25 protein-coding genes are annotated in these 24,951 nt (G+C 39.7%); 8 read left to right on the plus strand and 17 right to left on the minus strand.

All coding sequences use genetic code 11. From position 1 onward, the window contains the following. Positions 1-32 precede the first annotated feature (32 nt). From ACXYSM_RS05145 to ACXYSM_RS05155, 3 genes are all read right to left on the minus strand, one after another. A complete protein-coding gene (locus ACXYSM_RS05145) occupies positions 33-890 on the minus strand; it encodes a bifunctional methylenetetrahydrofolate dehydrogenase/methenyltetrahydrofolate cyclohydrolase (protein ID WP_458634588.1) in 858 nt (285 codons plus the stop codon). A 132-nt stretch (positions 891-1,022) separates the two neighbouring features. After that, the gene (locus ACXYSM_RS05150) at positions 1,023-1,757 is read right to left on the minus strand and encodes an amino acid ABC transporter ATP-binding protein (protein WP_458634589.1); all 735 of its coding nucleotides are present in this window, start codon (positions 1,755-1,757) and stop codon (positions 1,023-1,025) included. Beyond that, positions 1,757-2,440, minus strand: a complete 684-nt coding sequence (locus ACXYSM_RS05155; protein ID WP_004253828.1) for an amino acid ABC transporter permease — start codon at positions 2,438-2,440, stop codon at positions 1,757-1,759. The genes ACXYSM_RS05150 and ACXYSM_RS05155 overlap by 1 nt, the downstream gene beginning before the upstream one ends. Before the next feature lie 205 nt (positions 2,441-2,645). On the opposite strand from ACXYSM_RS05155, the gene ACXYSM_RS05160 reads away from it, so the two are divergent. The 5 genes from ACXYSM_RS05160 to ACXYSM_RS05180 all read left to right on the plus strand — a co-directional run bounded on the left by ACXYSM_RS05160 (position 2,646) and on the right by ACXYSM_RS05180 (position 7,070). After that, positions 2,646-2,876 (plus strand): DUF1797 family protein, encoded by a 231-nt coding sequence (locus tag ACXYSM_RS05160; RefSeq protein WP_004253825.1) that lies wholly within the window; start codon positions 2,646-2,648, stop codon positions 2,874-2,876. A 240-nt stretch (positions 2,877-3,116) separates the two neighbouring features. Beyond that, entirely contained in the window at positions 3,117-5,366 is a 2,250-nt protein-coding gene (locus ACXYSM_RS05165) for an ATP-dependent Clp protease ATP-binding subunit (protein WP_458634590.1), read from the plus strand. A gap of 89 nt (positions 5,367-5,455) precedes the next feature. Further along, entirely contained in the window at positions 5,456-5,905 is a 450-nt protein-coding gene (locus ACXYSM_RS05170; protein ID WP_414277103.1) for an NUDIX hydrolase, read from the plus strand. A 63-nt stretch (positions 5,906-5,968) separates the two neighbouring features. Further along, positions 5,969-6,268 (plus strand): DUF1827 family protein, encoded by a 300-nt coding sequence (locus tag ACXYSM_RS05175; protein ID WP_458634591.1) that lies wholly within the window; start codon positions 5,969-5,971, stop codon positions 6,266-6,268. 172 nt (positions 6,269-6,440) lie between these two features. After that, on the plus strand, positions 6,441-7,070 hold the full coding sequence (locus ACXYSM_RS05180) for a GNAT family N-acetyltransferase (protein ID WP_458634592.1): 630 nt from the start codon (positions 6,441-6,443) through the stop codon (positions 7,068-7,070). Between the two features lie 50 nt (positions 7,071-7,120). On the opposite strand, the gene metK is transcribed toward ACXYSM_RS05180, so the two are convergent. Next, positions 7,121-8,311, minus strand: a complete 1,191-nt coding sequence (metK, locus tag ACXYSM_RS05185; protein ID WP_458634593.1) for a methionine adenosyltransferase — start codon at positions 8,309-8,311, stop codon at positions 7,121-7,123. 236 nt (positions 8,312-8,547) lie between these two features. Beyond that, the gene (locus ACXYSM_RS05190; protein WP_006153641.1) at positions 8,548-9,246 is read right to left on the minus strand and encodes a GntR family transcriptional regulator; all 699 of its coding nucleotides are present in this window, start codon (positions 9,244-9,246) and stop codon (positions 8,548-8,550) included. A gap of 140 nt (positions 9,247-9,386) precedes the next feature. Between ACXYSM_RS05190 and guaA the strand changes: the two genes are divergently transcribed. After that, complete coding sequence (gene guaA / locus ACXYSM_RS05195; RefSeq protein ID WP_458634594.1) at positions 9,387-10,949, plus strand: glutamine-hydrolyzing GMP synthase; 1,563 nt, start codon at positions 9,387-9,389, stop codon at positions 10,947-10,949. Between the two features lie 139 nt (positions 10,950-11,088). Here guaA and ACXYSM_RS05200 read toward each other — a convergent pair whose 3' ends face one another. From ACXYSM_RS05200 to rpsO, 7 genes are all read right to left on the minus strand, one after another. Beyond that, positions 11,089-12,474, minus strand: a complete 1,386-nt coding sequence (locus ACXYSM_RS05200) for a VWA domain-containing protein (protein ID WP_458634595.1) — start codon at positions 12,472-12,474, stop codon at positions 11,089-11,091. A gap of 241 nt (positions 12,475-12,715) precedes the next feature. After that, positions 12,716-14,059 carry a DEAD/DEAH box helicase gene (locus tag ACXYSM_RS05205; RefSeq protein WP_458634596.1) on the minus strand — a complete coding sequence of 448 codons (1,344 nt, stop codon included), beginning with the start codon at positions 14,057-14,059 and terminating at the stop codon, positions 12,716-12,718. Positions 14,060-14,209: 150 nt separating this feature from the next. Next, on the minus strand, positions 14,210-14,905 hold the full coding sequence (locus tag ACXYSM_RS05210; protein ID WP_458634597.1) for an alpha/beta hydrolase-fold protein: 696 nt from the start codon (positions 14,903-14,905) through the stop codon (positions 14,210-14,212). Beyond that, the gene (locus tag ACXYSM_RS05215) at positions 14,886-15,896 is read right to left on the minus strand and encodes an ABC transporter substrate-binding protein (protein ID WP_458634598.1); all 1,011 of its coding nucleotides are present in this window, start codon (positions 15,894-15,896) and stop codon (positions 14,886-14,888) included. The genes ACXYSM_RS05210 and ACXYSM_RS05215 overlap by 20 nt, the downstream gene beginning before the upstream one ends. A 22-nt stretch (positions 15,897-15,918) precedes the next feature. Continuing rightward, complete coding sequence (locus tag ACXYSM_RS05220; RefSeq protein WP_281137421.1) at positions 15,919-16,674, minus strand: ABC transporter ATP-binding protein; 756 nt, start codon at positions 16,672-16,674, stop codon at positions 15,919-15,921. Position 16,675: 1 nt separating this feature from the next. After that, on the minus strand, positions 16,676-17,722 hold the full coding sequence (locus ACXYSM_RS05225; protein ID WP_458634599.1) for a FecCD family ABC transporter permease: 1,047 nt from the start codon (positions 17,720-17,722) through the stop codon (positions 16,676-16,678). A gap of 397 nt (positions 17,723-18,119) precedes the next feature. Next, positions 18,120-18,389 carry a 30S ribosomal protein S15 gene (gene rpsO / locus ACXYSM_RS05230; RefSeq protein ID WP_458634600.1) on the minus strand — a complete coding sequence of 90 codons (270 nt, stop codon included), beginning with the start codon at positions 18,387-18,389 and terminating at the stop codon, positions 18,120-18,122. Positions 18,390-18,594: 205 nt separating this feature from the next. Between rpsO and ACXYSM_RS05235 the strand changes: the two genes are divergently transcribed. Both ACXYSM_RS05235 and thrS read left to right on the plus strand, forming a co-directional pair. Next, complete coding sequence (locus ACXYSM_RS05235) at positions 18,595-18,969, plus strand: hypothetical protein (RefSeq protein ID WP_458634601.1); 375 nt, start codon at positions 18,595-18,597, stop codon at positions 18,967-18,969. A gap of 311 nt (positions 18,970-19,280) precedes the next feature. Further along, positions 19,281-21,224: a threonine--tRNA ligase gene (thrS, locus tag ACXYSM_RS05240; RefSeq protein ID WP_458634602.1), complete on the plus strand. Its 1,944-nt coding sequence runs from the start codon at positions 19,281-19,283 to the stop codon at positions 21,222-21,224. Positions 21,225-21,435: 211 nt separating this feature from the next. Here thrS and ACXYSM_RS05245 read toward each other — a convergent pair whose 3' ends face one another. The 5 genes from ACXYSM_RS05245 to ACXYSM_RS05265 all read right to left on the minus strand — a co-directional run. After that, positions 21,436-22,485 (minus strand): DUF389 domain-containing protein, encoded by a 1,050-nt coding sequence (locus ACXYSM_RS05245; RefSeq protein ID WP_458634603.1) that lies wholly within the window; start codon positions 22,483-22,485, stop codon positions 21,436-21,438. Then, positions 22,482-22,805 carry a potassium channel family protein gene (locus tag ACXYSM_RS05250; protein ID WP_000825751.1) on the minus strand — a complete coding sequence of 108 codons (324 nt, stop codon included), beginning with the start codon at positions 22,803-22,805 and terminating at the stop codon, positions 22,482-22,484. Before ACXYSM_RS05250 ends, ACXYSM_RS05245 begins: the two co-directional genes overlap by 4 nt. Further along, positions 22,802-23,161: a hypothetical protein gene (locus tag ACXYSM_RS05255; protein WP_000397555.1), complete on the minus strand. Its 360-nt coding sequence runs from the start codon at positions 23,159-23,161 to the stop codon at positions 22,802-22,804. Before ACXYSM_RS05255 ends, ACXYSM_RS05250 begins: the two co-directional genes overlap by 4 nt. Beyond that, positions 23,086-23,388: a TMEM175 family protein gene (locus tag ACXYSM_RS05260; protein WP_006151097.1), complete on the minus strand. Its 303-nt coding sequence runs from the start codon at positions 23,386-23,388 to the stop codon at positions 23,086-23,088. Before ACXYSM_RS05260 ends, ACXYSM_RS05255 begins: the two co-directional genes overlap by 76 nt. 719 nt (positions 23,389-24,107) lie before the next feature. Then, positions 24,108-24,951, minus strand: an 844-nt coding sequence (locus ACXYSM_RS05265; protein WP_458634604.1) for a DUF389 domain-containing protein, incomplete at its 5' end; no start/stop codon positions are given.

Below are 24,951 nucleotides of genomic sequence, written 5' to 3' on the forward strand. Positions count from 1 at the left end.
TTTTAAAAATTTATGAATGATTGTAGTAGAGATTAGTCTCTATCCAGCGTTCTTAAAGCAGCCTGATAAGTCTGCTCCATCAGCATAGTAATGGTCATTGGACCAACTCCACCAGGTACAGGGGTGATATGACTAGCAATTGGTGCAACAGCATCGTAATCAACATCTCCACAGAGCTTGCCATTTTCATCTCGGTTCATCCCCACATCAATGACAACAGCACCTGGTCTGACAAAGTCAGCAGTCACAAACTTGGCGCGACCGATGGCTACTACCAAAATATCGGCTTTAGAAGCTACTTGGGCTAGATTGTGGGTACGAGAGTGGGTCAAGGTTACAGTTGCATTTTTAGCCAAGAGCAACTGAGCCATAGGCTTTCCGACAATATTGGAACGACCAATTACGACCGCATTTTTACCTTCTAAGTCAATCCCATATTCATGAAACATCTCCATAATCCCTGCAGGTGTTGAAGGAATCATAACTGGGTGACCAGACCAGAGGCGTCCCATGTTGAGAGGATGAAAACCATCCACATCCTTTTCAGGGTCAATAGCTAGTAAAACAGCTTCTTCATCGATGTGTTTTGGTAATGGCAACTGGACTAAGATTCCATGCCATGCTGGATCTTGGTTGTATTTGGCAATCAACTCCAACAATTCCTCTTGAGTAATAGTCTCTGGAACACGTACAACTTCACTTTGGAAGCCCGCTGCGATAGCTGAACGTTCCTTGTTACGAACGTAAACCTGGCTAGCAGGATTGTCCCCAACTAAAATAACGACCAATCCTGGAACCAAACCTGTCTCTTCCTTTAATTTGGCTGTTTTTTCAGCCAACTGGCCTTGTAGCTTAGCTGCCAAAGCCTTTCCATCAATCATCTGTGTCATGTATTTTCTCTTTTCTAACAAATATTCTCTATTATAACAGAAAATCGTTCGGCATTCTAACACTTCTTACCTAAGATACCCTATAGTCTGAAACTATAAGAAAAAGCCCACTTGGAGCTTTTCATGGTATTCTTACAAAACCTTACTCAAGAAATCCTTGGTTCTTTGTTCTTGGGTTTGTTCAAAGACTTGCTCTGGAGTTCCGTCTTCGACAACGACACCATCAGCCATAAAGATGACACGATCTGCTACTTCACGAGCAAAGCCCATTTCATGCGTTACGATAACCATGGTCATTCCTGACTGAGCAAGTTCTTGCATAACTGCTAGTACTTCTCCTACCATTTCTGGGTCTAGTGCAGAAGTCGGTTCATCAAAGAGTAGGACATCTGGCTCCATAGCAAGACCACGAGCGATAGCGATACGTTGTTGCTGCCCACCAGACAGACTTTGTGGATAAGCATCTGCCTTATCTGGCAAACCAACCTTTGCCAAGAGCTCATGGGCTCTCTTCTCAGCAACTTCCTTACTTTCGCCTTTTGTTTTAATAGGAGAAAGCGTGATGTTTTCCATGACTGTCATATTTGGGAAGAGATTGAATTGTTGGAAAACCATTCCCATCTTTTCACGCATAGCAAAGAGGTCGTTTTTCTTATCCGTAATGTCAACACCTTCAAAGATAACCTTTCCTTTTGTAGCCTCTTCGAGGAGATTCATCGAGCGAAGGAGGGTTGACTTACCGCTACCAGATGGTCCAATAATGACCACTACTTCCCCTTTTTTGATTTCAAGATCAATCCCTTTTAAAACTTCATTTTTTCCAAAACTTTTATGAAGGTTTTCAATTTTTATAAGTGTTTCAGTCATTATTTCTTATCTCCTTGTCCCATACGATTTTCAAAAGCTTTCAAGGCCAGCGTCAAGATAGAGGTCATAATCAAGTAGTAAAAGGCTGCGAATAGAAGTGGAGTTAAAGGTAAGTAGGTGGTTGTTGACACCGTAGTAGCTCCATTCCACAACTCCATAACCCCGATAGCTGATAAGAGCGAGCTATCCTTGATAATAGTGATAAACTCATTTCCTAGAGAAGGTAAGATATTTTTGATAGCCTGGGGTAAAATGACATAGCGCATGGCATTCTTAGGGCGAATACCTAGTGAATAAGCTGCTTCTAATTGTCCCTTTGGCACTGCATTAATCCCCGCACGAACCGTTTCTGATACATAGGCACCACTATTCATAGAGATAATCAAAATCCCTGGAATCAAACGAGTCAGATCAACATCTAAGATCCCAATTTGAATAGTCGGAGCACTAATATGCATCAAGGCAAATGCAATCATAATCTGCACCATCATCGGCGTCCCACGGAAGACCCAGATATATAGATTAGCAAACCAGGCAAGTGGTTTAATTTTTGAACGTTGTGCAAAGGCCAACAGCACTCCTAGAATGGTCCCCAAGAAGACCACCAAGATAGATATGATAATTGTTACAACGGCACCATAGTTAAAATATGGTAGATATTTCGGTAAAAAAGAAAAATTCATGGATACTCTACTTTCTGTTTTTAATATTTAAACTTAAAACTTGTATAAGGATAACATATTTTGCATAAAAATTCAACATTTTCTCCTAATATTTTCAATAAATTTTCAAAGACGAGAGAAATAGCGAGAAATCTTAGTTTTTTTCTAGTCAAGTCGAGTCTGTTTATGGTAAAATAGTAAAGATAAGAAATGGAGGAGAATCAAAATGGAATCACATTTGGTTAGAATCATCAATCGCTTAGAAGCAATGACTAAAGATGGTGGTAACTTAAAACGTAACTTTGAACGCGAAGGAGTTGTTGTCGCAGAGGTTGCTTTTAACCACGACGAAGAAAACGGACCACTCTTTACACTTCGTGACGTTGAAGCTCGTGAAACATATACATTTGATAGCATCGACCTCATTGCGATGGAAATCTACGAACTTTTATACTAATTGTTGAATAAATGCCGGAGAAGTCTACTGCTTTGACCAATGAAAATCCTTTTTGCATGACAAATAGGATTTTTCTTTTTATCCCTATATTTCATTTACAAAACTCTCTTATCATGAGTTCTAGGACTCAATCTTTTTACTTGCTTTCCCCTTCAATCATGATATAATGAAACTAAAGAACTTTGACTATTTTTGACCTTTTCGTTTTAGTCAAAGCAGAGAAAGAAACGAGGTAGAGGTATGCTCTGTCAAAACTGCAAAATCAATGACTCAACAATCCATCTTTATACCAATATCAATGGACAACAAAAGCAAATCGACCTTTGTCAAAATTGCTACAAAATTATCAAAACGGATCCTAACAATAGCCTATTTAAAGGGATTACAGATTTAAACAATCGTGATTTTGATCCATTTGGAGACTTCTTTAACGATCTGAATAACTTTAGACCTTCTTCAAATAACAATGTTCCTCCAACCCAGTCAGGTGGTGGATATGGTGGTAATGGTGGTTACGGTTCCCAAAATCGAGGGCCTGCTCAAACACCTCCTCCTAGTCAAGAAAAAGGACTCTTGGAAGAGTACGGTATCAATGTAACTGAGATTGCTCGTCGTGGAAATGTAGACCCTGTTATCGGTCGTGACGAAGAAATCATCCGTGTCATTGAAATTCTTAACCGTAGAACCAAAAACAATCCTGTTCTTATCGGTGAGCCTGGTGTTGGTAAAACAGCAGTTGTTGAGGGTCTCGCTCAGAAAATTGTTGATGGTGACGTTCCCCATAAACTTCAAGGAAAAGAAGTCATTCGCTTAGACGTCGTTAGTCTTGTCCAAGGTACAGGAATTCGTGGCCAGTTTGAAGAACGCATGCAGAAACTCATGGAGGAAATCCGAAAACGTGAGGATATTATCCTCTTTATCGACGAAATTCATGAAATCGTTGGTGCTGGTTCTGCTGGAGACGGTAATATGGATGCAGGAAACATCCTCAAACCTGCCCTTGCTCGTGGCGAACTTCAACTTGTTGGTGCTACTACTCTCAATGAATACCGCATCATTGAAAAAGATGCTGCCCTAGAACGACGTATGCAACCTGTTAAGGTTGATGAACCATCAGTGGAAGAAACTATCACTATCCTCAAAGGTATTCAAAAGAAATACGAGGATTATCACCACGTTCATTATACAGACGCTGCTATTGAAGCCGCTGCTACTCTTTCTAACCGCTACATCCAAGATCGTTTCTTACCAGACAAAGCCATCGACCTTCTGGATGAAGCTGGTTCTAAAATGAACCTAACGCTAAACTTTGTTGATCCTAAGGTTATTGATCAACGCCTAATCGAAGCCGAAAATCTTAAGGCCCAAGCCACTCGAGATGAAGATTTTGAGAAAGCTGCCTACTTCCGTGACCAGATTGCTAAATATAAAGAAATGCAAAAGACAAAAGTAACGGATCAGGATACTCCAATTATCAGTGAAAAGACGATTGAACATATTATTGAGCAAAAAACTAATATTCCAGTTGGTGATTTGAAAGAAAAAGAGCAATCTCAACTCATCAACCTAGCAGATGATCTCAAGGCTCATGTTATTGGTCAAGATGATGCAGTTGATAAGATTGCTAAGGCTATCCGCCGTAACCGTGTTGGCCTTGGAACTCCAAACCGTCCAATCGGTAGTTTCCTCTTTGTTGGTCCTACTGGTGTCGGTAAAACAGAACTTTCTAAACAACTAGCTATTGAGCTTTTTGGTTCTGCTGATAGCATGATTCGTTTTGATATGAGCGAATACATGGAAAAACATAGCGTTGCCAAACTCGTCGGTGCCCCTCCAGGCTATGTTGGCTACGATGAAGCGGGACAACTGACTGAAAAAGTCCGTCGCAATCCTTATTCACTTATTCTACTAGACGAAGTAGAAAAAGCCCATCCTGATGTCATGCACATGTTCCTTCAGGTCTTAGATGACGGCCGTTTAACGGACGGTCAAGGGCGAACCGTTAGCTTTAAGGATGCCATTATTATCATGACCTCAAATGCAGGTACAGGCAAAGCTGAAGCTAGTGTTGGATTTGGTGCAGCTAGAGAAGGTCGTACTAACTCTGTCCTTGGAGAATTAGGCAACTTCTTTAGCCCTGAGTTCATGAACCGCTTCGATGGGATTATCGAATTCAAGGCTCTCAGCAAGGAAAATCTCCTTCAAATCGTTGACCTCATGCTGGATGATGTAAATAAACGACTCTCAAGCAACAACATCCATCTCGAAGTTACAGATAAGGTGAAAGAAAAACTTGTAGACCTTGGCTACGATCCAAAAATGGGAGCTCGTCCACTACGTCGAACTATTCAGGACTATATCGAAGATGCCATTACGGACTATTACCTTGAAAATCCAAGCGAAAAAGAGCTCAAGGCAGTCATGACAAGTAAGGGGAAAATCCTGATTAAGCCAAAAAATAAAATAGAAACAGTTGAGTCAGACGACTAGTTCCTCACATACAAAAGAATGTTCTTACTTGACAGTAAGAACATTCTTTACTATTATAGAAAGAAAGCGCACTCACGAAGGAGAACTTTATGACAAATCCAGCATTTGGAGAAAAAAAAGAGGGAGTTACCTACAAAAATAGATATGGCGTTTATGCAGTCATACCTGATGCAAATCATGAAAAGATTATCCTCGTACAAGCTCCAAATGGTGCATGGTTCTTACCAGGAGGTGAAATCGAAGAAGGTGAAAATCACCTTGAAGCTCTCAAACGAGAATTGATTGAAGAATTAGGATTTACAGCTGAAATCGGCACCTACTATGGGCAAGCTGATGAATATTTTTATTCTAGACATCGTGATACCTACTACTACAATCCAGCCTATCTCTACGAAGCTACTTCTTATCAAGAAATCCAAAAACCTCTCGAGGACTTCAATCACTTAGCTTGGTTCCCAATCGATGAAGCTATTGCTAACTTAAAACGTGGAAGTCACAAATGGGCGATTGAAGCTTGGAAAAAACAACATCAAATTTAAACTATCTTTACCAAATTTCCCAAAAAGTGCTATAATAGACATAGAAATACAGGAGGAATCCCTATGAAGCTTATCAATACTACAAATTCACACTCGCAACTTGTTAAAAGTCAGCTAGAATGTACCGACGCAACGCTTGTAGAGGTTTATTCTGCGGGAAATACAGATGTTATTTTTACTCAGGCTCCACTTCATTACGAAATCCTCATTTCCAATAAACATCGGGCAATCCGTGAAAAAGAAATGGAAAAAATCAAAGAATTTTTCCTCAGTCGTAAAATTAATCAACAGGCTATTGATAAGGCAAATATTAAAACCCTCTATTCTGATAAATTGATTGAGATTTCAATCCCTACAAAATAGAATTAATCTACCCTACAGTTAAAACTGCGGGGGTTTTTAATACCTTTTCTTGTTTATATCTTTAAATAAATTATTGTGAATAAAGCTTTTTTGTGAAAATTTCACATTTCAATCGAAAAATATGAGAAATTTCGTTATAATAGATAGAGAGATTTTAATGAAGGAGTTTGATATGAAAGAAATAGTATACAGAGAAGCCAGGCTAGATGAATATCAAAAAATTGGAAAAGTGTTGGCTGATGCCTTTATGGACTACCCTTTCATGACTCTTATCAAAGATGATTTAAAAAAAACAGAATATTACCCAGCATTCTTAGAATTATTGGATAGCCTTCTGACCAAACTCTATATCAAAGGAGAGACCTGTCTGATAGCTGAACAAGACGGGGAAATCATGGCCGTTGCCCTCCTGCAACAAAAGGATTTTTCCATTCTATCTTATTTGCTGAATGGTATGGTCAAGCTTTTCCGTTTTATTACTCCGCGCAATCTCTTGAGATATCTTGATTTGGTGGAACGTTCCGAACAGCATTTGAAAAGATCAGGAAATTTTGACTGGTATTTGATGATGTTAGGTGTAAACGCTTCTAGTCAAAACCAAGGAATCGGGAGTGCTTTTCTACAAGAAGGTGTTGAACCTTATCTTAAATCCAAAGGCTGCAAACGCTTGGGCTTGATTACTAGTACTGAAAAAAATGTTTGCTTCTATGAAAAAAACAAGTATGAATTACTAGATACGATGATGTTAGAATACGGAACAAAATCTATTGGAAACTGGGCTTTTGTAAAAAACCCTGGATAACTAATTTTTAACATAAAAAAGATTGGTCTAAGGACCAATCTTTTTTTAGTTTACTTAACGGCTTCTTTCAAGGCTTCTACCTTATCCAAGCGTTCCCATGGAAGATCAATATCTGTACGTCCCATATGTCCATAAGCCGCTGTTTGACGGTAGATTGGACGTTTGAGGTCTAGCATTTGGATAATTCCTGCAGGACGAAGGTCAAAGATTTGACGCGCTGCTTGTTCAAGCTTACTTTCTGCGACTGTCCCAGTACCGAAAGTATCGATACGGACAGATACAGGTTGAGCGACACCGATGGCGTAAGCCAATTGCACTTCTGCTTTCTTAGCAAGACCTGCAGCAACAATGTTTTTAGCAATGTAGCGAGCTGCATAAGAAGCGGAACGGTCAACCTTAGTCGCATCCTTACCAGAGAAGGCACCACCACCGTGACGTGAATAACCACCATAGGTATCCACGATGATCTTACGACCCGTCAAACCTGAGTCCCCTTGAGGACCTCCGATAACAAAACGACCTGTTGGATTGATAAAGAATTTAGTCTCATCATCTAGGTAAGAAGCTGGAATCACTTCCTTGATGACCTTGTTGATTACATCTTTATGGATTTGTTCATTGCTGACTTCTGGATCGTGTTGGGTTGAAATAACAACTGTATCCACGCGCACTGGCTGGTCATTTTCATCATACTCAACCGTAACTTGAGATTTAGCGTCTGGACGAAGGTAGCTAATTTCACCAGACTTACGTAGCTCTGCCAAGCGACGAACCAACTTGTGGCTGAGTGAGATTGGCAATGGCATGAGTTCTTCAGTTTCATCAACTGCAAAACCAAACATGAGACCTTGGTCTCCAGCTCCAATCAAATCAAGTGGATCTTGGTCCGCATTCCCACGAACTTCCAAGGCTTCATTAACCCCTTGAGCGATATCTGGTGATTGTTCTACCAAGGATGGGTGAACTCCTACCGTCTCCGCAGAAAAACCGTACTCTGTATTGGTATAACCGATTTCTGCAATAGTATCACGAACCACTCGGTTAATATCGACATAGGCATTGGTTGAAATTTCACCAAAAACATGTACTGAACCAGTATAAACAGCTGTTTCAGCAGCAACGTGTGCTTCTGGATCTTGCTCTAAAATAGCATCCAATATAGCATCTGAAATTTGGTCTGCAATCTTATCTGGATGCCCCTCAGATACAGATTCAGACGTGAAAAGTTTACGTTCTGACATAAAAAATGTCCCCCCTTAAAAAATATTCGTTATAGAGTTACAAAGAACTGGTAGGAAGAGTCTTTGCAAACAATCCTACCACCTTATCGGGACCATATAACTTAACTATTATAACACGAATTTTTAAAAATTACTCGTTGGATTACTATTTTTCTCACTCGGAAAATGTTTTCCAATCTTAATCAAATAAAAACTCTTAAAGTAGATGGGTTGCTACTTCAAGAGTGATGTCAAAACTAATTATTTTCTAGATAAAATTCAAAACGTTCCCCGACGTATTGGCTCTTTACATACTCAAAAGCCGTTCCGTCATCAAAGTAAGAAACCTGAGTTAAACCTAAAATAGCATGCCCTTTTTCAACTTCTAAGTAATGAGCTATCTTTTCTTTGGCTAAACGTGCGTATATGGTCTGGTGAGATTTACCAATCCGATAACCATGTTTCTGCAAGGTTTGAAAGAAGTGCTTGGTTACTTCTTCTTTTTTGAAATTTTTGATAAATTTCTCAGGAATCGACGCCACTTCATAGACAACAGGAACCTTATCCGCATAACGAACACGCTCCATACGAATGATATTGTCAGTTGGCAGTAAACCAAGTTTAGCCACTTCTTGCTCATTTGGAATGGTTCGACGATAAGAAATCAAGTGACTAGACGGAGTTTTCCCTTGAGCTTTAACAATCTCCGTAAAACTAGTTGTTCCACGCATTCTTTCCTGAACACGTGTGCTTGAAACAAAGGTCCCACTACCTACACGTCGTTCCAAAACCCCTTCTTCAACCAAAAGAGAGATTGCTTGACGTAAGGTCATGCGGCTAACGGCAAATTCTTCTGCTAAATCTCGCTCACTTGGAAGTCTTTCCCCAATTTTCCAACTTCCCTCATCAATGTCTTTCTTGATTTGGTCATGGATTTTCATATAAGCTGGTAACATGCTTGATCACTTCTTTTCTTTATTTTTTCCATTGTACCCTATCTCATAGGGAAAAGTCAAACCGCACTTGTTTGGTTGGTAATTCTAACCCTTTTATGATAGAATATTCAAGAAGATATTTCTTTCAAGAAAGGGAAAAGATGAGCAACATTTCAACTGATTTGCAAGATGTCGAAAAGATCATCGTACTGGACTATGGTAGCCAGTACAACCAACTCATCTCACGTCGTATCCGTGAGATTGGTGTCTTTTCAGAACTAAAAAGTCACAAGATTTCGGCTGACGAAGTCCGTGCTATCAATCCTATCGGGATTGTACTTTCAGGTGGTCCAAACTCTGTTTACGAAGAAGGATCGTTTGATATTGATCCAGAGATTTTTGAACTTGGAATTCCGATTTTGGGAATCTGCTATGGTATGCAGCTATTGACTCACAAGCTTGGTGGTAAGGTTGTTCCTGCAGGTGATGCTGGTAACCGTGAATACGGTCAATCAACATTGACTCACACAGAATCAGCTCTTTTTGCGGGTACTCCAGATGAGCAACTTGTCTTAATGAGTCACGGAGATGCTGTTACAGAAATTCCTGCAGACTTTGTCCGTACTGGTACATCAGCCGACTGTCCTTATGCAGCTATTGAAAATCCAGACAAGAAAATCTATGGTATCCAATTCCACCCAGAGGTCCGTCATTCAGTTTACGGCTATGATATCCTTCGTAACTTTGCCTTGAATATCTGTGGTGCCAAAGGTGACTGGACTATGGATAACTTCATCGAGATGCAAATCAAACAAATCCGTGAAAAAGTTGGAGATAAACGTGTTCTTCTCGGACTTTCTGGTGGTGTTGACTCTTCTGTAGTTGGGGTTCTTCTCCAAAAAGCTATCGGAGACCAATTGATCTGTATCTTCGTAGACCATGGTCTACTCCGTAAAGGGGAAGCTGACCAAGTTATGGATATGCTTGGTGGTAAGTTTGGATTGAACATCGTTAAGGCAGATGCTGCCAAACGTTTCCTTGATAAATTGGCTGGTGTATCTGACCCTGAACAAAAACGTAAGATTATTGGTAATGAATTTGTTTATGTCTTTGATGACGAAGCAAGCAAGCTAAAAGATGTGAAATTCTTGGCTCAAGGAACACTTTACACAGACGTTATCGAATCAGGTACTGATACTGCTCAAACTATCAAGTCTCACCACAACGTTGGTGGACTTCCAGAAGATATGCAGTTTGAACTCATCGAGCCACTTAACACTCTTTACAAGGATGAAGTTCGTGCTCTTGGTACAGAACTTGGCATGCCAGACCACATCGTATGGCGCCAACCATTCCCAGGTCCAGGACTTGCGATCCGTGTCATGGGTGAAATCACTGAAGAAAAACTTGAAACTGTTCGTGAGTCAGATGCTATCCTTCGTGAAGAAATCGCTAAAGCTGGCCTTGACCGCGACATCTGGCAATACTTCACTGTTAATACTGGTGTTCGTTCAGTAGGTGTTATGGGTGACGGTCGTACTTACGACTACACCATCGCTATCCGTGCCATCACTTCTATCGATGGTATGACAGCTGACTTCGCTAAGATTCCTTGGGAGGTTCTCCAAAAAATCTCTGTTCGTATCGTAAACGAAGTCGACCACGTTAACCGTATCGTCTATGATATCACAAGTAAACCACCTGCAACCGTTGAGTGGGAGTAGAGTAAGTCATTCAAAAAAACGCTTGAAATCAATGATTTCAGCGTTTTTATTTTCTTGTTAGTACCAAAACTCATAATCAAAAAACACCTGAAAAAGCCAATATAGCTCTACTCAGGTGTTTTGTTTTTATTAATTTATCTTACTGTTCTTTAGATTTTCTGTTTCCTAGGGCTAATCCAAGTCCAGCGAACAATAGACCAAGTCCCATGAGACTTTGATTTCTTGTATCATTGCTTCCTGTTTCAGGAAGTTTAGCCGGTTCTGGTTTGTAGGCAGTAGGTGCTGGTTTAGGAGTTTCTTTCTGCTCCAAAACTGGCACAGTTGTACGACGTTCCAAGTAGAATTGGTAGTTGTCTTTTGTTACCTTGTATTGACGGCCTTCACCGACTGTTTCCACAATCCATGAAGCTGCATCCTTAGTTAAAGAGTCAGCCAAGTTACTGTCAATTTTCATTAATCGACCTTCAGATACAAAATCTTTATAGCTAATATCGGTCCCAAAAGATGTCGAAGTTGCAACAATTCTTTCAATATTTGCTGCTTTTAAAGACGCAAGTGTCTCGGCAATAGTTGGGACTGAGGCATCTTGCTTCATTGGAGCATCTGTCAACAATACGACAAACTTTTTATTTTTTGGTGACTTAGACCAGTCATAGGTTGAAACAATTTGTGTTAGAGCAGGTGAAGATGTTTCAGCGAAATCTCCACCATCTGCAATCTTAATGCCTGCTAAGGCTTTTTCAAGTTCAGCTGGGTCAGATGTAAAATAAGATTCGTTAAATTTTGTTAAAATTGTACCTTCATCTGTTTTTCCTCTATTACGTCCAAAAACTTCATCACTAAAGGTAGCTAATCCAAAACGTGCTGCCACTCCATCTTTGGCAAGATTTCTTGCAAACTCATTGACATTTTTACGAACAGTATTAATAGTTCCACCCATAGACCCTGAACGGTCAACCACGAAAACAATATCAGCTGCTCCTGCTTTTTTTACTGTTGGTGGTGTTTTAGTTATTTCCACAGTTGTTGTCTTGTCTACTCGTTCGTACTGAGTAAATGTATTTCCTTTTTCATCCTTGCCAGTTACTGTACCTTCAGTAGTCGTCGTTGCTGGTGCCGGAATTGTCTCATCTTTAGATGCAATCACTTCTGTTTTTGAAACTTCTGCAGTCGCTGTTTCTACATGGACTTTTTGATTGCCTTCTTGACTTTCTTTGACATCAATAGGTGATAGTTTGGTAGAAACATCAATTAAATCGCCTGGTTTTGCTTCTGATTCTTTTACAACAGGTTTCTCACTTTCTGCTGCAATTTCTTCAGTTGCAACTTCAATAGGCGATTTGACTTCTTCAACTACTTTTGGTGCCTCAGTTACCTTAGTAATTTCACTTGACGAAACTTTACTAGTTTCATCAGCCGAAACTTGTCCAAGTTGTGCAAAAGCAAAGAGGATAGCCACAGATGCCAATCCAACTTTCATTTTACGAAACGAAAAACGTTCTTGCTTAAACATTCCTTTTGCCATAATGACCTCTTTTCTTTAACAGATTTAATATTTTTTTAAAATCTGTTTTTTTTAGAATAACATAAATTAAGAATATTTTCAAATATTTTCTGGAATCAAAGTATTGATTAAAAATCCTATAGCATCAGTCTCTAAGACATTTTTTTTGCTATTCAAATTAATTAGCGATTTTTACTTATACTATCTTAGGCTTTAAGAGTCAAAAAAAACAGTAAAACCACTTGGTTCTACTGTCTCAATTCTAAAACGTTTGACGCTTAGCTTTACGTTCTGCACGTCCACGGGCACGACTTTCAGCACGCTTGGTTTTACGGCGTTTTTCATCGACCGCCCACTGGATTTTCTTCTTATAGCCTGGTTTGACTTTTTTCTTTTTCTTTTTGACCAGCCCAATCATTTCGATATCCAGTTTTTCCTGCTTTTTCTCACGATTGGCACGACGGTCACGGTCATAAGTGTCTTGGAACTCTCCATCTTTAACAACCTTAGGTACAAACTTGATTCCTAATTTCTCCAACTCACGAATATCAGAGTCATCACTTGGTTGATAGAGGGTGATGGCTGTACCTGGTAGACCATTACGTCCAGTTCGTCCAACACGGTGAACAAAGAAAGACAGGTCTTGCGGAATGGCATCATTGATAACGTGGCTGACACCTTCGATGTCAATCCCACGCGCAGCCAGGTCAGTTGCTACGATATACTCAAAATCAAGATTTTTCACCTGATTCATGATCCGTTTGCGTTCACGAGGAGCAATGTCTCCATGAATCTTAGCCACCTTCAAGCCTTGAGCTGTTAGGTAGGTGTGCAATTCATCCGCACGAGTTTTTGTATTGACAAAAATCATAGCGAGATATGGCTGCATGACTTGAGTCAACTCATAAATCTGAGCGTTCTTGTCTCTACCCTTTGTCGAAATCAACCAGTTGTCAATGGTATCAGAGATAACTGTCTTGGTCTTGATTTTCTCCATGACAGGATTTGACAAGTATTTCTTCAAAAATGGTTGTAATTTTTGTGGGATAGTCGCTGAAAAGACCATAAACTGCAAGTCCTTAGGAAGACTACCTGCAATCTTATCAACTGTTTCCAAGAATCCCATATCCAAGGTCATATCAGCTTCATCGACTACAAAGGTCTTAGCCTTATGGATAGCCAAATCACCAGACTTGACCAAGTCATAAATACGACCTGGTGTTCCTATAACGATATGGGGCTGGTTGCTTGCCAGTTTATCAATTTGGCGAGCCTTATCTGTACCACCAACATAGTTCACAACACGAATCTCAACATCTGAATGTGCTGCGATCTGACGAGCAGCTTGGTAAATCTGAGTCGCTAATTCACGACTTGGAGCTGTGATAACTGCCTGCACGCTATCGCTCTCTTCATCCAACTGTTGGAAAATTGGAAGCAAGAAGGTATGAGTCTTACCTGAACCTGTTTTTGATTCACCAACCAAGTCACGACCTGCCAGGACAATAGGAATCAACTTTTCCTGAACCTCGGTAGGAGTCGTAAACTTCAACTCCTCCAAGGCTTCTTCTATATATTTTTTAAATTTAAATTGTGTAAATGACATAATTTCCTCGATTCTATCTATCTTCTCATTATACCATAATTTAGTTTATTACAGGGAGGGATTTCCGTCAAGGGTAATCGCTTGAAAATTCTAAGGACAAGCATACAAGAGAAACACTCCTCGTTGCGATGAACAAGGAGTGTTATAGGGTTACTTGAGCTTCCACTCGTCTCTCAGCCAATCACAAAAATAGTGATAACGTTCCTTAAGAGCTTCATGATGCCCATAAGCATCAAATGTGCAATAAGTCGAAGGCACTTTCTCTGAAATCAGATCATGAATGTCTCTGGCATAAATAGGAGCCTTAGACAGACGATTGGAATGATTGGCACCTTCTGTCTGCCCATTTTGCAGATAAATACGGCTCTGGTTCTGTATCAAATCATGTTCCCTACAAAATTCTGTAAAGTCTGGATACCAGAAAGAACCACAGATAGAGAAGATACAGGCCAAGGGGAGATGATTACTGTAAAGACTATAGATAGCAGCAAGACCACCCAGTGAATAACCACCATATGCAATCCTATTTTCATCAATCAAGTAGGCTTTTTTTAGAGTTGTTAGAATTCCTTGAAAGAGCTTCTCATGATAGGCTTCTACCTTCCCACCAAAATCCGGAGCCCCTTCTTTTAAAGCACTAGCTTTCCAAGGTGTAAAGTCATTCAGACGGCTTTCTGGAATCAAACCCACTAAAATTACAGATTGAGACAAGTCTGACAAATAGTCCAATTGTCCATCATTTAAAAGCACAAGTGGATAGGCTTGTTTAGGATCATAGTTTGAAGGAAGACTGACCCTAACTCGAATCCCTTCCCAGTTAAACTCCTTATTTCTTGATAAAGTCATTGATTTTTTCAAGGGAATCAATCACTGCAGGACCGTAGTCCATCAACTCATCGTAAGAGATAGTCATGATTTTTTGATTCTTGATTGCTGGTACATTTTCCAAAACAGCATTTGCCTTCATCAAATCCACTGCTTTTTCATCTAACTTTTGATTACGGTCACTAGTTACATAGATAATCAACTCTGGATCCATTGATACTAGATTTTCCAAGGTCAAACCAGAAGTTCCCGTTGCGACATTGGTATAACCAAGTTGGTTAAGCAAGCTTTCCTGAAGGGCTGACTTGTAGGCACCAAAGGTTTCGTCATTGTAGGCCACCATAATCAAAGCTTTTTTCTTTTCACCCTGTGTTTCTGGGTTAGCTTTTTTAACCGCATCGATTTTAGCTTGTAATTGTTCTGCGTATTGATTCGCCTTGTCTTGGACATTGAAAATGGTACCAAGATTCTTCACATCTTCTACGATATTTCCTAAATCTTGTTGGATAGTTGAAAGTGAAGCTTTTTGCGTATAAACAGGGATTTTGTTTTCATTCCAAGCACTAATGGTTCCCATTGACTTTTCAGAAAACATCATGTTGCGTCCCATCAAGGCATCTGGTTCATAAGAAAGAACTGTTTCTTGTGAGACAGATTTTTTATCACCAATGTGAGGGATGGCTTCAATAGCATCCTTGTATTTACCAGTTACAGCATTATCAGGATTGAGCATGCCAGCAATTTTATCTTGCAAACCGAGTTCAAGTAGGATTTCAGTTGTTGAGAGGTTGTTGGTGATGACCTTTTCAGGTGCCTTTTCAAAGACTTGTTCGACTTCATTTCCTTTAGCATCATAAGTTTTGATAGTTACAGGATAGCTGGTTTCTGTATTAGCTTTTTGACTAGCTTCTGTTGTAGCCGGTGCCTTTGCTGTTTCTTTAGATGCGTTACCACAAGCTGCCAAAGATAAGGTAGCTACTGTTACAAGTAAAATACTAAGTGTTTTTTTCATGTTTTTATTTTCCTTTTAATTTTTATAAATAGTGAATCATGGCTTGCTGATCTTCTGTCCAAGTTACCTTACTTTGAACGCCATAGACAGCCTGCACTGACTCGGGTGTGATGGTCTCTTTTGGAGAACCTTGGTAAACAATCTCCCCTTCTTTCATTAGGTAGAGATAGTCTGAATAGCGACAAGCTAGCTGAATATCATGCAAGACAGCTAGCACATTGATCTGAAGATTTTTGACAATGGTCAATAAGTCTAGCTGATACTTGATATCCAAATGATTGGTCGGTTCATCTAAGAGCAAGAGGGTCGGCTCTTGGGCCAAGGCGCGTGCTAACAGAACCCGCTGCTTCTCTCCTCCTGACAAAGAAGAGTAGAGTCGATTTCTCTTTTCAAGCAGATCTACCTTGACCAAAGCATCCTCAACCAAAGCAAAGTCTCTATCTTTTTCCTTTTGCAAGAAAGAGAGATGGGGTGTTCTACCCAGCATGACAATCTCCTCAACCGTACAATCAAACTGAAGTTGATTAAACTGCGTGATGACAGCCATCTGCTTTGCCGTTTCTTTGACGCTCATTTGGTCTAGAGGCTTCCCATCTAAAGAAATCAAGCCCTGATTCGGCTTTTCCTGTCGATAGAAGAGTTTCAGCAAGCTGGTCTTTCCACTTCCATTTGGTCCCAAAATAGTATGAAATTGGTTTCCCTCAAGTTTAAGTGAGACTCCTTTGAGAATCTTTTTTTCTCCGATTCCAAAGTGAATATCCTGGCACATTAAGTCCATATCAGACTCTCACCTCCCTTCGTCTACTTGCAACCATGTAGATAAAGAAAGGTGCACCTACTAGGGCCGTGAAAATACCAATCGGAAGTTCAGCATTTTGAATCAGAACGCGAGCAAAGACATCTGCCCAGACGACAAAGAGGGCGCCTAGTAAGGTTGCTATCGGAAAAAGTCTTCTATAATTTGTCCCTACCAAACTTCGGGCTAGATGAGGTGTAATCAAACCGACAAAACCGATAATCCCACAGGTCGATACCAAGATAGCTGTCATCACAGCTACAATCGTCACATAGAGATACCAGTAAAAACGCAAGGGAATTCCCAAAGTCAAAGCCGCCTCATCTCCCATCATCATGGCATTGAAAACACGGTATTGTGTAGAGAAAAATAAAAAGGCGATTCCCACGATTATAGTTGGTAAGGTTAAGTGAGCCCATGAGGTCCCCGCTAAAGAACCCATGGTCCAAAACTTGATGGTCATAACGCTATCAGCATTGGCCCCAATAGAGATAATAAAGTTTGAAAAAGCCAAAAATAGTGCATTGACAACCGTCCCTGATAAAATGAGGCTAGAAGTTGTCATCCTGCCCTGCATAGACGCAATGAGAAGAACTGCAACTGTTGCTAAAATCGCTCCTAGGAAAGAACCTAGACCAATCATAACTTTAAATCCAAGAATAATACTCAAAGTTGCTCCAAAGGTTGCCCCGGCTGAAATTCCTAATACATAGGGCTCTGCTATTGGATTGTTGACAGTTGACTGCATGACACTACCACACATGGAAAGGCCTGCACCCACAATCAAAGCAAGAAAAACCCGTGGCAATCTCATATTCCAAACAATAGCAAGCGTAGACTTTGAAATGTCTCCTATCTCAAAAGGAGCCCCTAACTGACTCAAAATTATCCGATAGGTATCACTCAAACTAATTTGAACAGAACCCATAGAAACTGCCAGAAACAGAGAGATTCCCAATGCTCCTAACAGAATAGCTAGTAAAAAACAATATCTCAGGTTTTGATGACTTCCAGAAAATTTGGAAAGCATGAAACCCTCCTTTGACAAAAATTAAAAATTTAGACAATTTTAATAAATAGTATACCACATTTCTAAATCATGAGCAAGACTAGAAAAATGCACATAAAAAAGCCCTCTGAAGTCAGAGGGCGATTTGAGCTCGGGCTAAAATCCTGGTGAAACAAAAAATCTCCCTAAAGGGAGACATGTCTGGTTTATTTTACCTTACAGTTCTAGGAACCGTAACCGAAGATTATACTTGAGTATATCGAGGTATGGTGACGAAAATAAAAAGCCCTCTGAAGTCAGAGAGCTGATTTGAGCTCGGGCTAAAATCCTAGTGAAAAAGATGAAACTCCTTGTGTTCATCGAACACGGTGTCGTTTCCCTATTTTCATACGGATTTTTAACGCCCTTAGCATCATGATTAGCGACGAAGTCCAAGAGAGTTAATCAACTCACGGTAACGGTTAACGTCGTTTTTACGCAAGTATGCAAGCAAGTTACGACGGCGACCGATTTTCTTCATCAATCCACGGTAAGTAGCGTGGTCTTTTTTGTGTTGTTTGATGTGTTCGTTAAGGTGGTTGATTTCCCAAGTAAGGACAGCAACTTGAACCTCTACTGAACCTGTATCACCTTCGTGACGTGCATATTGTGTAATGATTTCATTTTTTTTCTCTTTTGAGATTGCCATGATGTTTCTCCTTTTTATTTGGCTTCATCCGAGTGACAGGTTGGCATGCCTGTAACCAAGAAGAAGTTATTTGTCTTTACGACATTTCTTATTCTACCAAGAACTAAGTTCTTTGTCAACTGATTTACTATTCTTACCGCAAAAGTGCTATAATAGTTATAGGAAGGATATCTAAGTTGACATCTTGAAAAGAGAGGTGATTACCATGCGTAAATTCTCGCAATATCTCCCCTACTATCTGGTCATATTATTCTTTTATTGGCCACTTTATGAGTTGTTATTATGGACTATTTCTGTCAACTCTACCTTAAAGGAGCTCACCATCGGCAACGTTATTATCTTCTCTCCACTGGTGACTTTCATAGTATCACTATTCTACTCTTATCGTTTCAAGTTCTCAGTTTGGTGGTTAATTGGAGTTGGCTTACTCTTTTGCTTTACCATCATTACTTTCGGAGAATTTATCCTTCTCTACTTCCTAGCCTATGAAATCTTTGCCCTCGCGGGTATGGCTGTCGGTGTCGCTATTAAGAATATAGTGCAAAAACTGAAAAATAAAAAACTTTCACAAAAACCTTGAAAAATCTCGCAATCATGCTATAATAATGCATAGAGACAAGTCACTTAGAACCTTTTTACCAGAGAGTGCGTGGTTGCTGAGAACGCATAGGAAGACTATACTGATACTACTCTACTGACTTTTATGCAAACATAAAACGGTGGCCACGTTAGAGCCAATCAGAGGTGTCCCTCTTTTTTGAGGAACATAAATGAAGGTGGAACCACGTTGCGACGTCCTTTTTAGGATGTCGCTTTTTTGTTTTTTTGATGAAGAAATCAAAAAGAGTTTCACTATAACTAAGATATTTAAAAGATTATAAGGAGAAAATCATGATTCAAATTACTTTCCCAGATGGCGCTGTTCGTGAATTCGAATCTGGCGTTACTACTTTTGAAATTGCCCAATCTATCAGCAATTCCCTAGCTAAAAAAGCTCTTGCTGGTAAGTTTAACGGCAAATTGATTGACACCACTCGTGCTATTACTGAAGACGGAAGCATCGAAATCGTGACACCCGATCACGAAGATGCTCTTCCAATCTTGCGTCACTCAGCTGCTCACTTGTTCGCTCAAGCTGCTCGTCGCCTTTTCCCAGACATTCATTTGGGTGTCGGTCCAGCTATCGAAGATGGTTTCTACTACGATACAGATAACCAAGCTGGTCAAATCTCTAACGAAGACCTTCCTCGCATCGAAGAAGAAATGCAAAAAATCGTTAAAGAAAACTTCCCATCTATCCGTGAAGAAGTGACTAAAGACGAGGCGCGTGAAATCTTCAAGAACGACCCATATAAATTGGAATTGATTGAAGAACACTCTGAAGATGAAGGTGGTTTGACCATCTACCGTCAAGGTGAATATGTAGACCTTTGCCGTGGGCCACACGTCCCATCAACAGGCCGTATCCAAATCTTCCACCTTCTCAATGTAGCAGGTGCTTACTGGCGTGGAAATAGCGACAACGCTATGATGCAACGGATCTACGGTACAGCTTGGTTCGACAAGAAAGACTTGAAGAACTACCTTCAAGTGCGTGAAGAAGCTAAGGAACGTGACCACCGTAAACTTGGTAAAGAGCTTGATCTCTTCATGATTTCTCAAGAAGTTGGTCAAGGTCTTCCATTCTGGTTACCAAATGGTGCCACTATCCGTCGTGAATTGGAACGCTATATCGTCGACAAAGAGTTGGCTTCTGGCTACCAACACGTATACACTCCACCACTTGCTTCTGTAGAGCTTTACAAGACTTCTGGTCACTGGGATCATTACCAAGAAGATATGTTCCCAACTATGGACATGGGTGACGGTGAAGAATTCGTTCTTCGTCCAATGAACTGCCCACACCACATCCAAGTCTTTAAACACCATGTACACTCTTACCGTGAGTTGCCAATCCGTATCGCTGAAATCGGTATGATGCACCGCTATGAGAAATCAGGTGCTTTGACTGGTCTTCAGCGTGTGCGTGAAATGTCTCTTAACGACGGTCACCTCTTTGTGACTCCAGAACAAATCCAAGAAGAATTCCAACGTGCCCTTCAGTTGATTATTGATGTATATGGGGACTTCAACCTAAACGAATACCGCTTCCGCCTCTCTCTTCGTGACCCTCAAGATACTCACAAATACTTTGATAACGATGAGATGTGGGAAAATGCTCAAACTATGCTTCGTGCAGCCCTTGACGAGATGGGCGTGGATTACTTTGAGGCTGAAGGGGAAGCTGCCTTCTACGGACCAAAATTGGACATCCAGGTGAAGACAGCCCTTGGTAAAGAAGAAACCCTTTCTACCATCCAGCTTGACTTCTTGCTTCCAGAACGCTTCGACCTTAAATACATCGGAGCTGATGGTGAAGAACATCGCCCAGTTATGATTCACCGTGGTGTTATCTCAACCATGGAACGCTTTACAGCTATCTTGATTGAAAACTACAAAGGTGCTTTCCCAACTTGGCTTGCACCTCACCAAGTGACTCTTATCCCAGTTTCTAACGAAAAACACGTAGACTACGCTTGGGAAGTAGCTAAGAAACTCCGTGACCGTGGTGTTCGTGCCGATGTGGATGAACGCAATGAAAAAATGCAGTTCAAGATCCGTGCTTCTCAAACTCAAAAAATTCCTTACCAATTGATCGTTGGTGACAAGGAAATGGAAGAGCAAGCCGTAAACGTTCGCCGTTATGGTCAAAAAGAAACTGAAACTATGCCAGTAGATGCATTTGTAGAATTGATTCTCGCAGATATTGCCAACAAATCACGAGTTGAAAAATAAACCATATAATCTGGGACAAAATCCCAGCCACTAAAAAAGCAACAACTATTTCAGTTGTTGCTTTTTTATATTTTGATTAAGCTGAGCTAGTAGTGATTGGTCAAACCACCACAAATGGTATCCTCATCAACGATCCTTTCTATCCACTATCTTTTGGATATAGGATATTCTCCCAAGATTTGCTTCCTCGAGTTAGATAAGTTGACTATCCTCAATCCTTGTCTGCTTCATTCTCTTTTACGAGATCTTTTTGTGAATCTTTTTCAGAGAGTTTTTGATCGATATACTTGTTAATAGTTTCATAAAATTCCTTGGTCATCTCACTATCTAATTTTGTCGAATTATGGACTTGATTGACTTTCAATTGAACAGTTTGAATACCGTAAGAGGCTTGTTTTTGGCGGATTGTTTCTAATTCTTCTTCTGAAATCGGATCTCCAACAACTGTCAAGACTAATTCATTGTTACTTGACTTGTAGACTTGATTAATGACCGTATGATTGGCGAACTCTTTTCCTACAAACTGTTTGATCCCTTCTTTGCGCGCTTGATCCATCGTCAGAGTGACTGCTGAATAGCTGGCTGGAAGGACCAACAATACAATCAAGGATATCAACCCAATTTTCATTTTAATGCTTAGCTCATTAAATGAACTTAAGGGAGATTTTCTCATAAAAATTCTTGTTCCAACAATGTTGATTAGCATGATAAAGACACAGTTGATCAAGAAAAGATAAAGAGCCCCAAATAAAAATCGTACATTTCCATTAGCTAAACCATATCCTGCAGTGCAGATAGGTGGCATCAGAGCTGTTGCGATGGCTACTCCTGGTACGATATTGTTTGCTTCTTTTTTCCTTGAACCAATGAAACCTGCTATCCCACCCGCGATAGCAATGAGAACATCCCAAATGGTTGGAGAGGTTCGTGCAATCAACTCGCTACTTGCATAAGACAAGGGAGAAATCCAGAAATACAGAGTCGAGACAAGCAAACTGACCAACACTTGAGTCAATAAAACCTCTAGAGATTGCTTGATTAAACGCGTATCAAAAATAGCTAAACCGAATCCCAGTCCAACAATCGGTGTCATGAGAGGTGAAATCAACATGGCTCCTATAATGACAGCTGTTGAATTCATATTTAGTCCGATAGAGGCAATAAAAATTGCACACATCAAAATCGCTGTATCTCTCAATCGAACATGAAGGTCATCGTATAATTTCTCACGGTATTCCCGTGTTGAATAATTGGCAGTCATTTGTCCTCTCCTCTTTCCTTATTTAAATTGGTATAATAATTAAAAATAACAGCTGATAAACAGCCAAAAAATATGAGCCCATAAATCGTCAAGAAGACACTGGTAATCCTTCCAATCAAGGTCACAGCTAGGAGATCCCCGTAGCCGACAGTCGTCGAAGTCACAAAAGCATACCAAAGACCGTCTCCGTAATTTGTGATAGCAGGTTCAACTAGGAAAAGCACGCCTCCTGACCCAAAAACAAAGGTCACAAAACTCAGAGCAAACCGAGTAAAACCCGTAACCTGCATAATATGCCATAACATTTTTAAACGTTTCATTTGTTCTCCTTATTCATACTAGCTCCTGACCGAGCCGTTTTTTTCCAATAATCAAAGTGAAGATAGGACATGATCTCCATCAGAGAAAGATAGACAAACTGATAGATCTGATTTAAGCTGATTATCAACTGATATTGTTTGAAAAATGACTGGAAGAAAGACCAGATATGACTGTCTTGAATCAGTCCCTTCTTAATATCAGACAGGATATTAGCTAAAGCTCCCAAGGACTGAAACGGTAAATCCTTGACATTTATATAGATCCGGTCCACCACATCATTCAGACTGGTATCTTGGATGGCATGAAATTCTCCAAAGAGAACTCCTGCCGCTCCAAGAGTAGAAACAAATTCCACCAAATAATTTCTGAGGAAATTTTCTCAACCTTTTCCCATAATGTGTTTAGTGCCATCCATAACGATCCCAACCAGAAAAAGGAAAGAAAACAAGCAAAGAAATTTTGCCGTAAATCCCAAAAAGCTTCAAGACTTGGTGTTGTTGGTTTTTCTAACTCTAAAACCAAGATGGTCATAATAATTGCTAGAACAGCATCTGTCAATACAATTAATCTGTCTTTCTTCATCGGATTGCATCCCCTTTCTTTTTTGTAACATTCTATCTTATCGCATAATATTGGATATTCTTTCATAATCCGACTACAAACAAAAATAAACCAAAAAGTATGTCCCTATTATACTATATTTAACTCTAGAAGTATTCATCCATCTAATTAATAAATATATCATATTTCACAATAAGTGAATACTATCAAAGATTCATCCCCTTTCACTTCATCATGTAGTGTTGCTTAGATTTATCAAAAACAACCAAATTTGTATTAATTTCAAGTATCACCTAGTTACAAAAATTTGGGGTGAACAGAAAAAGCATCCCGTATTTTTGATACGAAATGCTTTCAATAAGTTTAAATAAGTTTTAACGTTTACTAAATTGTGATGCTTTACGAGCTTTTTTCAAGCCTGGTTTGGAAAGTATGAATTTCAGTTGGACTAAAAACAGCGTAATATCAAGACTTTTCTCCGCTTTTATAAAAGCTTTTTTCCAATCAAATTCAACTAATTTTATCCGAATGGTGTGGATTTTACCCCCAAAATTACAGAGAATGGAGCTGATAAACACTAAACGTTCACACCATTAGTTAAATGATTTTTTGTTCATCATTTTTCTTAGATGATAGAACTTCTAATTTATTTCTTATTCAAGCAAAAACAACCTGCTATAAGTAAGAAAGAGGAAGATACAAGAAAAACACGGCGTAAAAACCGATTCAGTTCATTGTCCTCAATCCTTGTCTGCTTCATTTTCTTTTACGAGATCGTTTTGTGAATCTTTTTCAGAGAGTTTTTGATCAATATACTTGTCAATGTTTTCATAAAATTCCTTGGTCGCTTCACTATCTAATGTTGGCGAGTTCTGAACTTGATTCACTTTCAATTGAACAGATTGAATACCGTAAGAGGCTTGTTTTTGGTGGAGTGTTTCTAATTCTTCTTCTGAAATCGGATCTCCAACAACCGTCAAGACCAATTCATTGTTACTTGACTTGTAGACTTGATTAATAACCGTATAATTGGCGAACTCTTTTCCTACAAACTGTTTGATCCCTTCTTTGCGCGCTTGTTCTATTGTCAGAGTAACTGCCGAATAGCTAGCTGGAAGAATCAACAATACAATCAAAGATATCAAGCCAATTCTCATTTTAATGCTCAGCTCTTTAAATGAAGTTAAAGGAGATTTTCTCATCAAAATTCTTGTTCCAACAATGTTGGCTAGCATGATAAAGACACAGTTGATCAAGAAAAGATAAAGAGCCCCAAATAAAAATCGTACATTTCCATTAGCTAAACCATATCCTGCAGTGCAGATAGGTGGCATCAGAGCTGTTGCGATGGCTACTCCTGGTACGATATTGTTTGCTTCTTTTTTCCTTGAACCAATGAAACCTGCTATCCCACCCGCGATAGCAATGAGAACATCCCAAATGGTTGGAGAGGTTCGTGCAATCAACTCGCTACTTGCATAAGATAAGGGAGAAATCCAGAAATACAGAGTCGATACAAGCAAACTGACCAATACTTGAGTAAATAAAACCTCTAGAGATTGCTTGATTAAACGCGTATCAAAA

The organism is Streptococcus sp. V940, assembly GCF_054353495.1.

Coding starts and splice junctions, on each gene's coding strand:
- ACXYSM_RS05180 (WP_458634592.1), top strand. CDS start 6,441: ATGAAAGAAATAGTATACAGAGAAGCCAGGCTAGATGAATATCAAAAA.
- rpsO (WP_458634600.1), bottom strand. CDS start 18,389: ATGGCAATCTCAAAAGAGAAAAAAAATGAAATCATTACACAATATGCA.
- ACXYSM_RS05215 (WP_458634598.1), bottom strand. CDS start 15,896: ATGAAAAAAACACTTAGTATTTTACTTGTAACAGTAGCTACCTTATCT.
- ACXYSM_RS05260 (WP_006151097.1), bottom strand. CDS start 23,388: ATGAAGAAAGACAGATTAATTGTATTGACAGATGCTGTTCTAGCAATT.
- guaA (WP_458634594.1), top strand. CDS start 9,387: ATGAGCAACATTTCAACTGATTTGCAAGATGTCGAAAAGATCATCGTA.
- ACXYSM_RS05220 (WP_281137421.1), bottom strand. CDS start 16,674: ATGGACTTAATGTGCCAGGATATTCACTTTGGAATCGGAGAAAAAAAG.
- ACXYSM_RS05150 (WP_458634589.1), bottom strand. CDS start 1,757: ATGACTGAAACACTTATAAAAATTGAAAACCTTCATAAAAGTTTTGGA.
- ACXYSM_RS05235 (WP_458634601.1), top strand. CDS start 18,595: ATGCGTAAATTCTCGCAATATCTCCCCTACTATCTGGTCATATTATTC.
- ACXYSM_RS05170 (WP_414277103.1), top strand. CDS start 5,456: ATGACAAATCCAGCATTTGGAGAAAAAAAAGAGGGAGTTACCTACAAA.
- ACXYSM_RS05225 (WP_458634599.1), bottom strand. CDS start 17,722: ATGCTTTCCAAATTTTCTGGAAGTCATCAAAACCTGAGATATTGTTTT.
- ACXYSM_RS05145 (WP_458634588.1), bottom strand. CDS start 890: ATGACACAGATGATTGATGGAAAGGCTTTGGCAGCTAAGCTACAAGGC.
- ACXYSM_RS05205 (WP_458634596.1), bottom strand. CDS start 14,059: ATGTCATTTACACAATTTAAATTTAAAAAATATATAGAAGAAGCCTTG.
- metK (WP_458634593.1), bottom strand. CDS start 8,311: ATGTCAGAACGTAAACTTTTCACGTCTGAATCTGTATCTGAGGGGCAT.
- ACXYSM_RS05245 (WP_458634603.1), bottom strand. CDS start 22,485: ATGACTGCCAATTATTCAACACGGGAATACCGTGAGAAATTATACGAT.
- ACXYSM_RS05175 (WP_458634591.1), top strand. CDS start 5,969: ATGAAGCTTATCAATACTACAAATTCACACTCGCAACTTGTTAAAAGT.
- ACXYSM_RS05210 (WP_458634597.1), bottom strand. CDS start 14,905: ATGACTTTATCAAGAAATAAGGAGTTTAACTGGGAAGGGATTCGAGTT.
- ACXYSM_RS05250 (WP_000825751.1), bottom strand. CDS start 22,805: ATGAAACGTTTAAAAATGTTATGGCATATTATGCAGGTTACGGGTTTT.
- ACXYSM_RS05190 (WP_006153641.1), bottom strand. CDS start 9,246: ATGTTACCAGCTTATATGAAAATCCATGACCAAATCAAGAAAGACATT.
- thrS (WP_458634602.1), top strand. CDS start 19,281: ATGATTCAAATTACTTTCCCAGATGGCGCTGTTCGTGAATTCGAATCT.
- ACXYSM_RS05200 (WP_458634595.1), bottom strand. CDS start 12,474: ATGGCAAAAGGAATGTTTAAGCAAGAACGTTTTTCGTTTCGTAAAATG.
- ACXYSM_RS05155 (WP_004253828.1), bottom strand. CDS start 2,440: ATGAATTTTTCTTTTTTACCGAAATATCTACCATATTTTAACTATGGT.
- ACXYSM_RS05165 (WP_458634590.1), top strand. CDS start 3,117: ATGCTCTGTCAAAACTGCAAAATCAATGACTCAACAATCCATCTTTAT.
- ACXYSM_RS05160 (WP_004253825.1), top strand. CDS start 2,646: ATGGAATCACATTTGGTTAGAATCATCAATCGCTTAGAAGCAATGACT.